We start from the raw sequence: 14,868 nt of genomic DNA on the forward strand, positions 1-14,868 counted from the left end.
TGATTTGGTGTGAATGGCGAGCTGTTGTTGGTGTCTAGCATATAAACTTTTTAATTTAGATGTCTTGCTTTTAGGTTAAAGTAGTGTAGATGCAAAACGCGCATGGACTAGAATGCGATGTAAAGCCAATTTTTTGAGCTTTATAAAAGGTATTCAAAGTTACGGTTTTTTTTAGCTGATCTGTCACTTGGAATTCTAGATTTTGGATTGATGCTTAATAATCACTCCATTCAAAAGCTCCTAGATAAAATTTTTCATTGGCGCCTGGCTTTAACTTTCAGTCTTAACTGATCATGGCAGATCTGGACTCCCCTTCGCCGATTGCCAGATAGTCAATAATGATATTTATGGAGGCAGCAATCTTTATTGGGTCTGTATTGCCTAATTTTATCGCATCAAATATGATCGACGTAAGTCTAGCGGCACTGGTAATTTATATCTTGACTCGGTTCTTGTACACCACTTCCCGGTGGTATCTCTAAAGCAAGCCGATTTTAAAGGTGAAATGGATGAATAGACTCATGTAGTTTATCTTCTGAGCAGTAAGGTAGGATGAAATAGGTGGCAGGAATCAATACACCAGTTACTCTTGGCAAAACAAAGTAAATTACTTGAGTTACAGAGAATTATAGTTATTGATTAAAATCAAAAGGTTAAGGTTGATTTTAGGTTTGAATAACATTCTGATCAGAAATCGAATTCATAGGTCTACGAAAGGGATATATGATGTTTAATAAAGTATTGGCTATTTTATGTTTTTTAGCGCCAGCGAGTGTTTGGGCTCATTCAAGTACAGGAAGTATATCTATTACTAAATTGCAAAGCTGGAATGGCGGTGGGATTTTTATTAAAACGGATGAGTTGGAGATAAGTAATCCCGCAGGGTGCGCTATTACTGATCAATATGTCCTTTCTCCAAATGCATCTGAAATGTCACAGTCTATGCTGCTTAGCTCATATATTGCTGAGCAAAAACTGAATCTAATAGTGTATGGTGATGGCTGTGAAAATGATAGACCTATGATAGTTGCGGTTACATTTCATAAATAAAGTAAGAAGTAGCTCGGCGATATTTGTCACCGGCACATTTTGTGTTGCCTGGTGGTAATATTTATTTCTGGCACTTGTCTATTTTGTACCAGGTTTGTCAGTAAGTCGTTTTTTTCTTGAAGATGAAAAAAATTCTGTGAAAATGCTCACGAATAAGGAAGTGGTTTTTTCTGTAGTTGGTTGTTGCAGTTTTTGGTCGGGATGCTAAAAGTGTAATCTTTCGATTCGCGAAAAATCTGGCCATCATCAAGGATGAAAAAATGGTTGGATCGCTCGCTGAGCCTCTTCATAAAATGGAAGCTAAGGTAGTTTCTATTTTTTTCTCTTTCTTCATTATGTTTTCTACCTACCCTGTTGTTGCAGCCACAACCGCATCTGTATCAATAGATGCTCCAGGTAATGATACGCTAGTTCCAGGTAGGTTTCCTGATGTCGAAGTTTCACTTGCTAACGTTCAAAATCTAACAAATCTTGAGCTTAAAATAAGCCAGGGGCGTGGAGTAGAGAGCTTATGTTTGATCGATTTGACTGAAAATATAGGGCTTTGTTCACTTGCAGTAAGTCTTGACGATGGCTGGCAGGCTATTGATGTGAGTTTGTATAGTGATGGAAGCCTGGTTTCCAAAGCAGCAATATTTGTTGCCGTAGACGAAGACCGTGATGGTATTGCAGATCATTTAGATAAATGTACGAATACTATTGATACTGAGGTCGTAGATGTCGATGGTTGTAGCCCCGTGCAGTTGGATAGCGATGGCGATGGAATTTCAAATGTAGATGAATTTCTACTTATTTTGCCTGCGATTAACATGCTACTCGACTCTCCTTATGATCCCGTAGAAGAACCTAAACCACTAGAAAACGCTATCGAAGATGGTTTGTTTTTTGAATCCCCAGCCCATAAAGCTCTGGTTGTAACCGATAAGCCCTCTTTGCGGCTGAGAGCTAACTCAAGTCTAGATTTAACTGGTGCAAAATTAACAGTCAGCATTGGTAACGGAAGCACAGAGTCTTGTAGCTTCGATCCTGATACAAAGGTTGGTAAATGCGATTTAACAAAGCCGATAGGACATGAATGGACAGATATAGAGGCTGTCCTTTTTAAGTCTGATACACAGCTTGCTCGAAGTGTTATCTCAGTTGCGCTGGATAGCGATGAAGATGGAATCGCTAATTTTGAAGATTTCTGTTCTTCAACTTCCCTAGATGAAACCGCGAATAGTTTAGGGTGTGCTCCATCTCAAATTGATTCTGATTTTGATGGTATCAGTGACATTGATGAGATAGCAGCTGGTAGTAATCCATTTAGCGGAAAAAGTTATCCGGCCGTTAAAATTAGTGCATTTACGGCATTGCCTGAAAAAATCTCTCGCGCTGGTGATAGTGTAGGGTTGAGCTGGATAACATCCGGTGCCACATCAGTTAGTCTTACTAACAATGCTGATGACTTTTCTTTTTCCCGACTACCTGATGAGGGTAATGCGAGGGTGTCGCCAAGCTTCTCGACTACCTATACCGTAGTGGCTACGGGTCCCGGAGGTAAATCAAGTGCAAATGTACAAGTTAAAGTGGGAGCATTTACGCCACAAAACCAGTGGGGAGAATCCCCTCTTGATCAAGTAGCTGAAGCGATTAGTGCTTCACTCACTGTTTCAGAAAGTGGAGCTGTTTTTCTGGGAGCTTTTGATAATAATTATTATCGTTTCTCACCTAAAGGTGATCTTGATTGGACGCTGAAAGATGTCGGTGTGGTGATGAATAAGGGCGCTATACAAGGGAGTACCATATTTATAGGAACCAGCAATTCAACTGGGGGAACTGTAGCAGCCCTTGATGGAGATAAAACCACCAGGTGGACATCAAAGACTGAGTCAGCAGTTATTGGAGGGCCGGTTCTTAATTCCACAGGCACAATTGTATATGCTGCGACATATGATGGATCGGTATACGGATTTGATACTGTAGATGGTCAAGAGCAGTGGAGTTACCAGCTGCCCGAAGGTGAGACTGTAAGTGCAACACCTGCCTTGAGTCGGGATGGTGCGACCCTCTACGTGCACAGTAACTCCCATAATGTATATGCACTGAGTTTACTGCCATCGCCCCTGTTAATGATGCGTAATTCTCAGTCGTTATCCGGCCAGAGCCCTTCAAATAGTGAGCAATCTCAGACTAATGGCACTTTACTTTGGAAAAGTGATATTGGTAAAGAGGAATAAGAAAGTCGAGTAATGGCTTTAACCACTGTCTTCAACGTAATGGATGGTGGGCGTAGTGAATTATTTATAATGAACGATAGTGCAATGTAGTCTGCCAGTCGTCTTGCATATGGAACGGTTTGTTATGTCTTTTTGGGGATTACTCTGTAAAGTTAGATCAATAGTTAGCTCTATATTTCTCGCTTTATTATTTCTTTCTTGTTCAACTAAAGTTTGGGCGATTCAGTGGTTTTCAAATGACTACCGTGATTATTTTGAAAATATAGATGTGACTTTTAGTGTCACTCCGAACTCCATAAGCAAAGATGGGAAAATTAAACTTAAAGTTGTAACAGAATCCAATGGTTACTCCTCTGGTTCATTCACTTGGCCAAGTTTGCGAGATGATGGAAAAATAATTTCTACTCCCTGTATGATCTACCAAAGTACGGACGGAGGAAGTACCTGGAGTCGGATACCGGAGAATTTCTCTTTTTTTACTGGTTTGGAAGGATTTCTTCCAGAAATTGACTGTAACCCGAACACCTTTGGTAGAGCGGGTAAACAGACCATTTTGTCTGCCACCATAACCCGGAATGTTAATAAAACTTATAAATTTAAGTTCAGAATGGCGACTGGTCCAGGTATAGGAGCAGATCCGGTAGACTATTGGACAACTCCCGTTGAAGCCGTAACGGTTGATATCCCAGAAAGACCAGGCAAAGTAAGAATTACCTCAGCTACTGGTGAAAAAGAGGCCGCCGATGGTGTTTTCACTATTAAATGGGCTAAACCTTCTGGGGATGTTAATACTTATAAAATACGGGAGTACTATAAACGAGGTAATGTTACTTCCGACCCAAAATATATCACAGTAAACAAAAACACTTACAGCTATACTCCTCCCAAAAAACCAGCTTCAACTACTTACTACTATAAAGTTAAGGGGTGTAATGAACTCAATCAATGTAGTAATGAGTGGAGTGATCCTCGGGCTGTTAAAGTAAGAACCAATGAAAAGCCGACAGTTAAATTACAGGCTCCAACTCACGGCAAGACCTACCGGCCAGGTGATATAAAAACCATTTACGCCACTGCATCAGACTATAACGGTATTAACCAGGTAGAGTTTTTTCGTAGTGCGAGCAGCTCCGGTAGCAAACCAGCTTCGTTAGGATATAGTACCTCTGATAATGGTGATTGTAATGGCTGTTACCGTATTAATTGGCCTGCAAACTCTATTTCGGGAGAAAATATCTATATTTGGGCTGTAGCTAAAGACACCCTTGGTCTGAAAAATACGATAGACGATACGAATACAGTAAAAATTTCAATTCTAGATAATGAACAGCCTGTTGGCTGGCTAAATAGTCTGCCATCCTCTATTACTCAATATGATAACGTTGTGTTAACTGCAACTGCCTCTGACAATGATGGAAGTGTGGCATCAGTTGAGTTTTTTGTCGGCGGATCCAGTTTAGGTATTGATAGAACTTCACCATATACGGCTAATTGGAATGATGTGCCAGATGGGAATCATTTATTATCGATAGTTGTTACGGATAATGAGGGGTTATCTAAGACTTCCAATCCAGTAACCGCTAGTGTAAAAGCACTAGACCCACCAGCTCCTCCTAGCAGTTTAAATATTGATGGATATACCGATCCAGTTCCAGAAAACACTACAGGGTCTTATACCGTCAATTGGAGCGATGCTGGTGAATATTATGTTCTTGAACAATTAAAAGTAGGAGTTGACAGCGTATTTAAGTCAATTCCTTTGGCGAACAATAAAATTACCGGGCAATACATGCCCAATCAAGGTGCGGGCACTTATAAGTATCGAGTATATGCTTGCAATAGGGCTGGTTGTAGCTCTCAACCTAGCCCAGAAATATCAATAGAAGTAGTTAAAGAAAGTCCTAAATCCCCCCAAAAACTTGTAGCTGTCCCTGCGGGAAATGAAGCTCTCTTCACAAGTAACTACCAGTTACAATGGGACGCGTTTAACCAACAGGAAGGGGGGGCAAGGCCTACTTATTATGTATTACAGGAAAAATCAGGAGGGCTAGAGACCTCTGGAAAATGGACTGTACTTTCCTCCAATAGCCTTTCCAACAGTTTTTCTGTGGAGCGTAAGAGCCCAGGAGTTTATAGCTATCAAGTTATGGCATGTAATGTCATAGGATGTAGCGAACCAGGGGAGATAGTCACATTAACAGTAGTTCCACCCTATTTTTCAGCGGCAGCTGTCTCATGCGACGGTCAATGTATCTCACTTTCTGTTAACGGGCTGGACCCGGAGGGCTCGATCCTGTTGAGCGCGATACATTCCAAGCTATTTGACTTGTCTATTTCTGCTAAAGATCTCAACTGGCAATCCTCTACAGAGTTTGAGCTTGCAATAGTTCCTGAGATGGAGCTTTATAAAGGCCTGTTCGAGCTTGGTGTCCGAGTAACAGCTGTTAACCCTAATAGTGCCAAAGGGGGTATAACTGTTTATGGAGATAAAGCTACAGAGATTATTGGCGAGAGTCAGTCGGCCCCAACCCTTTCCCCGGATGGCACCTTATATGTCGGTGCGGATGAAAAGCTATATGCCTTGAACACTGAGGACGGCTCCGTTCTTCCAGAGTGGCCTTTTACTACTGGAGGAATTATTAAAGCGAGCCCACGGATTGATGGAACGGATGGAACGATTTATGTTGGATCTTTAGACCACAGTCTCTATGCGGTAACTCCTTGGGCTATTCAAAAGTGGCGCTTAGAAACGGGGGGAGAGATCGTCTCCTCTGTTGTGATTGATGACAGCCGCGTGCTTTACTTTGGTTCTATGGATGGTGTGCTCTATGCCGTGAATGCACCTAATGGGAGTATAAAATGGACGTTCCCTGCGGATGGCGGCATTGCGGAAACGCCAGTCCTTGCCGGCAATGATACTCTGTACTTCACCACGGTAGACAGTAATCAAGTATTTGCAATTCCTCGCAGTAACCAGGGGCCTGGAAAGCTGGTCTGGGATAGCGTTGATGACTCTTTGATATGGGAAGAGATCGGCAATTGGAATCCAAATATCGCCCAATTGCCTGAATTTCTTACCGTTGCACGACTTTATCGAGGTCTTTTACAGCCACCACTAGCAATGAATAGAAAGGTACTAACTTTCTGGACTTATCAGCTATTGAGTGGCGACTATACGCAAGTCGACATTGCCAGAGCTTTTCTTAATTCGGATACGGGTCGTAGTATTTATGCTTCAGCATTAAGTAACACTAAATTTATAGACACTCTATATGAAAGAATTTTTCCCGGTCAGGGAGCTCCGCAGATAACTTGGGGTGGGGTAACGTATAGCCGTGCGATGCTGTTGGATATGCTATCTGGTGGCTATTCTCGTGAGCAAATAGCAGTGCTATTAACGCAGTCTCTTGAATTTAGTTATGCCACCAATACCCTTTTAAACTATAGCTTTGATTACCTTTATGAACAGGATTACAGCTGGGCAGTAACAACCTGTGACGAAGGAGATGAATATACTCGCGATTGCGACTCGGACGGGCTCCCTGACTGGTGGGAAATACTCTTTCTCGGGAGTACGGATTACGATAGCTCCGATGACCCAGATGGCGATGGAATTACTAATGGCGAAGCATTTGCAGGTAATCTGAGTCCATGTGATGCTGGTTGTTACAATGGAATCGTTGATCAACCACCGATCCCGGCAGGAATTCCTCAATTATCTGCAAGCGAGATAAAGACATCAGAATCAATAGGTGCATTATCTGGTAACTTCAGGGTCAATGAGACAGGCGCTGCGACTTATTCTATTCCCCTAAGTGTTCCTGTGGGCACCGCCGGTGTTGCGCCAGAGCTTGCTCTAAGCTACTCCAGTCGATCAGGCAATGGGCTTTTAGGGCAGGGGTGGAGCTTATCAGGACTTTCTTCTATTAGCCGGTGTAATAAAACCCTGGACCAGGATGGTAAGGGTGCAGCGGTTTCGTGGAGCAAAGATGATCGATTCTGCTTGAATGGGCGCCGCCTGGTATTGGTTGAGGGAAGTTATGGAAAACCTGGATCACAGTACCGAACTGAAATAGATACCTATGTTTTAGTTACCGCTAAAGGAGGGACAGCAGGCCACCCCAGCTACTTTACGGTTGAAAGCAAAGACGGATCGATAAGTTATTTCGGTGACGGCAATAAATCACAACAAACTATTTCTGGAAAAGGTACTTCAACTTGGGCAATTAGCCGTACGGAAGATAGTGCGGGTAATGGTATAAATTATATTTATGCAAATGATGGTGGTCATCGTATACGGGAGATACGCTATGCCTATGGAGCGGGAGTAGTAGCTGAGGCCCGAGTCTCTTTTACTTATGATGATCGTATGGACGTGATCAACGGCTATTTTGCTGGCTCCCTGCTATCAGTTAAAAAGCGAATGACCGGCATTGAAATATTTGGTAGCGAAAGTGATGCCTTGCGTCGGTATGAGATTGATTATCTAGACAGTGGTTATGATCACCTGAGTCGAATTGAGTATATACGGGAATGTGCAGGCAATATTTGTAGGCCGGATACAGCCTTCGAATGGCATCTGCCTTCCATTATGCATAATCCTCAGTACTCAGACACGCTGCAGCTGAGCAAACAATTAGATCGCGCAGCCATTTCTCCCCGACCGGCGGATATCAATGGAGATGGTTTACTGGATATCATTTGGCTGGAACCAGATTGGGATCCCGATGGAAGGATCCATGATCAATATTTCAAGTATGTACTAGCTTCTGGTGATTCATTTACAAGAGAAAGATTAGCCTATAAGTACCAAGAGGATGTTGATACACCTTATCAGTGGAGCATGATTGACTATAATGCGGACGGGCGCTCCGATTTGGCTATCTATGTGAGAGAGCGTGGCCACTGGGTAGTTCACCAGTCTCAACCGAGTTCGGCTGGAGTTTGGAGCCTTCCTTCATCCAGTATTCCGCCTATCGACTTGCCTGTTTATGAAGAGGATGCGCGCTTCATAGATATCAATGGCGATGGACTTGCCGATGCGGTATCTGCCACTGGATATCAGTTACTAGAGCCCGATAGCTCCAAACCTACTTCTTCAGCCAATTACTATAAGTATGGTAATAAAAGGAGCTGGACGATTAGTGGACTACCGTCTTGGGGTGAACTTGACAGTAAATACGAAAGTACAGAGTTGTATCTGGATCCAGGTGCAGTAGGAGATTTCAATAATGATGGTCGGGTAGACCTTGTTTTTGTTGATACTAAGCAGACTTGGGAAGTTGATTTAACTAATTTCGACTTTTCTTCAGGTAGAGATGAAACCCTCATTTTGTCCAATCAACATACTCGGGTTTACTATGCATCCATTGATGGGGATAACCTGTTTATTGATGGTAAATTGTTGGATTTCGTGCAGGCGTCCTGGCCAGATAAAGAAAATAAAGAATATGAAACCACAGCACTTGAAAGACATGGGAGCCTTAAGCAGTCGCTACAGGTGGTCGATGTTAATAGTGATGGCTTGCTAGACTTAATTACACGAAATGGAGAAAACTATAAATATCGAATAAATACTGGCGATGGTTTCAATTCGGAGGTTAACCTCGGCACATTAAATAAAAACTTATCGTTCAGCTGGTTTGATTACGAAGGTGATGGTGACCTTGATGTGCTTTGGCGAGAGGAAGATGGGGCTAGTGAAAAGTTAGTTTTCCGTCGCTGGCAAAGCCGTACCAATAACTTCTCTGAGCCTGAAACTTTCAAGCGTGTGAATAGTTCCCGGGTTGGTGGTAAGGATATATTCCTAGATATGAATGGGGATGGGAGGACAGATTATCTCGAATTCCATGATGATTACCTCTATATCTATCATGCTGAGGAGCGCCAGGTTGCCCCTAATGTTATTTCTCAGATAACTAATGGTCTTGGGGCTGAAACTTATATTACCTACAGTGCAACAAATGCCTCTGGCCACTACGCCCAGCTGGGAATCGGTGTAGCCCTTTCTGGTTATTGTTCTCGAGTTTCAAATTCTGACAGTAATGTAGAGGACTGGTGTTTAACTAATAAGGTTGCTAGTAGCAGCGAGTTCTATCAAGCCCTTAATTCTGATTGGCAACACTCTTTAACCCTTGGGAAAACCAATGTCGTTATGCCGTTATTGGGTAACCAATTCCTGGTGACTCGCATTGAAAGTTCGACTCCCGCTGCGGGTCACCAACCCGGTACGGTTGACAATCTTGCAACGAGTGGAATTCGCTATTTCTATGGAAATGCTCTTCTACAAGCGGGCGGAAGGGGCCACCTGGGGTTTGAGTCTATCCAGACTTTAGATGAACAAACCGGCGTAACCACGACCACCACCTATAGGCAGGATTTTCCCTTCATCGGTATGCCTCTACGTACAGAGCAGCGTACTGGTGATGGCGCTCTACTAAGTGAAGCGGATAATACCTGGGATATTCTGGGTATGGAGGACTCTTGGCCTGGGACTGCTAGAAGCGAAGGAACTGTCTCTTTAGGCTCGTTAAAACCTTATATTTCCCAAACTATCGAATCCAGTTACGCCTTAAGAGCGAACGGTCAAGCTCAGGGGGAACATCTCAAAACTGTTACCACCCATACGGAGCAGGACATGCATGGTAATGCCACCAGGCTTACGGTAAATACCGAGGCCGCTAATGGTGATAACTACATTACTGACACCGAAAATGATTATGGTTCTGGTCGGCGAGTCAACTTCGTTAACCCTGATCACCAATTGAATGAGTATGAGGAACTAGGGCGCCTTGTCTCTGCCAGAGTCACTCATAATCGTTTTGAGGGGGGAGAGAATGATTCTGCGGTTCGATATAGCGAATTTAGTTACTATGAAAATGGGTTTAAAGCAGGTCTCTTAAGAGAGGAAATCATCGAACCGCTCTCCGATATCTTGCGAATCACTACTCTCTATGATTATGACCAGTTCGGTAACAAAATATTCGCGCAGCAGTCAGCGGCGAATGAAGAGAACCGTTTCCAACACTGGATTTACGATGTCAGTGGGCGCTTCGTAGATAGGGAAGAAAATGTTTATGGGCAAACCACATCCCTAGTATTGGAGCGTAATGAATATGGTCAGCCGACTCTGGTTGAGAACATTTCGGGTGTGCCTACATCATTCCGTTACGATAGGTTTGGCCAGCAATTACTAGAATATAGTGCTACAGGCTCACACAAAATAGTAATGCTGGGCCATGCCGGTGCTCAGTGCCCTGCATCTGCTGTTTACCAAGTTACCGAACGCGTCGGCGGCGGTGGTGAATCTGTTACTTGCTTCGATATGCTGGCGCGGAAAATTCGTACCGCCGGGCGCGCTTTTGATGGAGGGTGGAACATTGTCGATATTCAGTATGACCAGCTGGGGCGGGTAAAGCATCAAAGCCAGCCTTATTCCCAGGGGCGTTCTCGTTACTGGACTACACAATATTACGACTTAATTGGGCGTATCGTCGGAACCGACTTACCCGGAGTTTCAGGGGTTAATGGCACTGGCTACGATGTTGCTGTGGAGTATGATGGTTATACGAGCTCATCTATAAATGCTAAAGGCCAGGTTCACCGGTCAACAAAAAATGCGTTGGGTGATCAGGTACGAGTCCAGGATAATTTGGGCAATGTGCAGGAGTTCCAATACGATGCCCAGGGTAACCTCCGATTCGTATTTAATCGTGGCGATGGCAGTCGCAACATTGTGACAGGTATGGAGTATGACCTGCTGGGACGTAAAACAAAGATGTCCGATCCCGACAAGGGGGAATGGGGTTACAAGTACACAGCTTATGGCGAGCTGTTCGAACAGACTGATGCCAATGGCCAAGTAGTAATTAATCGTTATGACCGCCTTGGTCGCTTAAAGGAGCGTACGGATAAAGATAGCTCTGGTGTAATTGTTGAGACTACGCAGTGGGGTTATAACAACGAGGTATCCTCGGATATTTATGGCACACCTGCGGGGGCCCTGCGTGAAGTGGTAGCCTTGGATAGTGGTTATATCCGCTTGCATGGTTACGATACTTTAGGCCGCCCACAAGAGACGATCACCAGTTTTGCTGATGGTGATGATCATTACGAGAGAAGTAATTACGACCAATACGGCCGCGTGTTCCAGGTGTTTGATGCGGGTGGTGATGGCAGCTGGGAGAGCAGTGCGATCCAGCATAAGTACAATGAGTATGGTTATTTAGAGCAAGTTATCGATGCCGAACAACTCAACCTTGCCACTGCGGAACAGTTTTATACTGTTATTCGCATGGATGCTCGGGGTAATGTCACTGAATATTTGAACGGGAATGGGATAACAACCCAAAAATTCATTGACCCCGCCACTGGTCGTCTTACTGGTAAAGTCGCCCATGTACTCGGGCTTGGGAATATTCAGGAGCTAAGTTACCAATGGGATGATGCGGGTAACCTCGAGTACCGGGAAGATCGCAGTGGTGACAAGGATCTTCATGAAAGCTTCAGTTACGATGGTTTGAATCGACTAGAGCGATCGCAAATCCAAGGGCGCGATGCTCAAGATGTGCACTACGATGATTTGGGTAATATTACCTTCAAATCAGATGTTGGCACTTATAAATATGCTGAGCAGTGCAGTAACGGCGCGGGTCCTCATGCGGTGTGTGAAACCAGTGATGGTGTCAGCTACCAATACGATGACAATGGCAATATGACCTCTGATTCCAGTGGCCGCTCATTGGTGTATAGCACTTTCGATAAGCCTACCGAAATTACTAAAGATGGCCATAAAACCACATTCCTTTATGGTCCAGAGCGCAAACGTTTTCTCCGCAGAGATACGGCTACTGATGGTCAGGTAACTGAAACTCGCTATATTGGGAATGTGGAAAAAGTCACGACTGATGGTAATACCGAAGTAAAGCGGTATTTACCCGGTGGAGCCTTGGTGATTATTTCTGCTGGGCAGCGCAAGAGCCGTTATATGCATACGGATCACTTGGGCTCATTAGATGTCATAACCGAAATTAGTGGGGAAATAGCCAAAGACAGCAATGGAAATCAACAGGTCTTTAGCTTTGATGCCTGGGGTCAAAGGCGCAACGCTGTAGACTGGAGTGCTTTATTGGGTGACGAACTTACAGGCTTCTCATCCAGCTTAACCAGCCGCGGCTATACCGGCCACGAGATGTTGGATCAGGTTGGACTGGTCCATATGAACGGGCGCATCTACGATCCCCGCCTGGCCCGCTTCCTTCAGGCGGACCCCTATGTGCAGTCGCCGGATTACAGCCAGTCTCATAATCGCTATGCTTATATATGGAATAACCCACTTAATTCCACCGACCCTAGTGGTTACTTCAGGCTTAGAGACTGGGTGGGAGTCATTGTTGCTGTAGTTGGTGCATGGATTTGTGGCAGCCCTTGTGCAGAATTTGGTTGGGAGATGGTCGCCCTTGGAGCCGCTTCTGGTGCAGCAAGTGCTGCCGCTAATGGAGGGAATGTTCTAGAGGGGGCTTTGATTGGGGGCATAAGTGCTGCTGCTTATGGAGCGGTAGGGCAAATGGATTTTGGTGGGCTGGGCTCGTTTGCAGGCGTAGCTGAGTTCTCTGCTTATGGCATAGCAGGTGGTATTACCAGTGTATTAGGAGGCGGAAAATTTGGACATGGGTTTGTTTCTGCCGGTGTGAATCGGAGCGTTTCTGGGAAAATTGATGGTGTTGGAGGATCAGGCTCTACGGGAGTAGCTTTACGAACGGTTGTAAAAGCTGTTGTTGGTGGAACTATTTCTGAGGTTACAGGTGGCAAATTTGCCAATGGCGCCGCTACTGCTGCTTTCTACGAATTGGTGGGTTCAGTTGAATTAGATGAAAGTTCAGGTTCAGGAGAAATTGATTTTTCAACAGAAGGAACTGCTGAAGAGCGACAGGAGCGGTTTAATCAGGTTACAAAGGGTGAAAAAAATATTGAGTTTCGTGATTGGTATAGAGGGAAGCAAAAGGATGCTGATGGAAATATTACTTATTTCGAGACCGAAGATGCCGCGGAGTTTAAAGAGTGGTTAGCAGATCGATCTGAAGGAAGATCTAGAGGGTGGGTTAATGGTGTCAACCCAGCCCCTCGGAATTTCTTTGGCTTGAAGGTAAATGGCACAATAACTTTGTATCGCACGAGTGTAATGGGTTTTCATGGGAGAAAGTATCTGCCTGATGGTCAGGAAATTAGTGGTCTATTTTCACCTTTAGAGAACGGTTACATAACCGTCGGCCACGAACTTTCACATAGAGCTGGTATTGAGATGGGGAACAATGCTGTTGCTCATTTGCAATCGAATCTGCGGGGTTACAGTAAGTGTTTGTCAGCAGGGATGTGTAATTGGCAGGGCTGGTCTTTTGGCGGTTTGTGATTATGAATAAAGTTTTTATTGCTTCATTATTTTTTATTTTGAACTGTTCTGCATTTGCAGAATCTGAGATTCAATTTCAGGCCTCTGAAGCTGAGGTTGTCGCAAGGTCATTCGATATTGTAGAAGGGGAAGTTGTTAGTGGCACGGTTGAAAAGCCAGCGGGTGTGGGGACATGTTTTAGTTATGTATATGATCTTAAAGTAGAAAATAGCTTTAGGGGGAAGTATAAAGCTGGTGAGGTAATTAAGATTGGTCTTAATTTGAATTCTATCGTGGTCGCACCGAATCAACAGCAGCTTATAGTTTTAATGGAGCCTTCTAAGGATTTTTTTAGGCATTGTGTTATCGCTGACTTTGGTGCAAGTCGTGTGGATAAAATTGTATCGGAGCACCTTGTAGGTATATTTGAGCTTTTTTCTGTTGGGGGGGAGGTGGTTAAATTTAGAGGTGTCAGTTGTAATAGGAGTAAACCTATTTTATACGAGGATTTTGCAAGGGAGAGAAAATGGATAACAGGATCATGTTATGAGGCGATTGGGCGGTATCAAGACTTAGAGAAAGAAATAAAGAAAGTGGTGGAGGAAGGTGATCGTTAGTTTTGATTTTTGATGTCGGTGTTTTTTTAGTTTTATTATCTACAACGATTCTCTCCTGGATTCAGTCACTATTTTGAGGTCAAGAATATATTATGTTCCGGTCTATTATTTTTTTCTGTTTTCTTATTTTTTCATATGGCGCCTCTGCTGCCTCCACAATGTGCTCCCAATATGGCAATAAATTGGATGGGCTGGTTGGACCCGATTCGGGCACAGGCGATAGAGTATTTTCATCGCTTAAGTCAGAAAGTATTGAGTGTGGCTGTACATTTGTACGGTTTATTGAGGGTACAGCCGATGTCAATAAAGTTCTTTCGGTACTTATGACAGCAAAAGTAAGTGGGAATACTGTCAGAGTGGATTTTGCTGAGCCGAATAATTGCAATAGTGGAGTTAGAGTTTATCTTGAGTAATAGACTGTCAGTTAGTTTTCAATGAGTTTTCACTTTTAGGGCTGAATTTTTTCAAATGAAGAGTAAGTGTTTAATATTCGTAGTGAGCATCCTTGGTTTCACACAAAATGCATTCGCAATGTGTACTCAAAATGGTAACAGTTTGAATGGGTTAGTAGGGTTGGGCAGTAGCGGAACACTGG

The 14,868-nt window shown here is 43.8% G+C and carries 4 protein-coding genes; all 4 read left to right on the plus strand.

Going from position 1 to position 14,868, the window contains the following annotated elements; translation table 11 throughout:
* The first annotated feature begins 726 nt into the window (after positions 1-726).
* The 4 genes from ACJJI3_RS21475 to ACJJI3_RS21490 all read left to right on the plus strand — a co-directional run bounded on the left by ACJJI3_RS21475 (position 727) and on the right by ACJJI3_RS21490 (position 14,273).
* On the plus strand, positions 727-1,050 hold the full coding sequence (locus tag ACJJI3_RS21475; protein WP_444940882.1) for a hypothetical protein: 324 nt from the start codon (positions 727-729) through the stop codon (positions 1,048-1,050).
* A 176-nt stretch (positions 1,051-1,226) separates the two neighbouring features.
* Positions 1,227-3,269 carry a BamB-related PQQ repeat family beta-propellar protein gene (locus ACJJI3_RS21480; protein WP_444940883.1) on the plus strand — a complete coding sequence of 681 codons (2,043 nt, stop codon included), beginning with the start codon at positions 1,227-1,229 and terminating at the stop codon, positions 3,267-3,269.
* A 607-nt stretch (positions 3,270-3,876) separates the two neighbouring features.
* Entirely contained in the window at positions 3,877-13,677 is a 9,801-nt protein-coding gene (locus tag ACJJI3_RS21485) for an Ig-like domain-containing protein (protein ID WP_444940884.1), read from the plus strand.
* Positions 13,678-13,679: 2 nt separating this feature from the next.
* Positions 13,680-14,273 (plus strand): hypothetical protein, encoded by a 594-nt coding sequence (locus tag ACJJI3_RS21490; RefSeq protein WP_444940885.1) that lies wholly within the window; start codon positions 13,680-13,682, stop codon positions 14,271-14,273.
* Positions 14,274-14,868 lie beyond the last annotated feature (595 nt).

This window comes from Microbulbifer maximicatervae (SeqCode) (assembly GCF_052466985.1).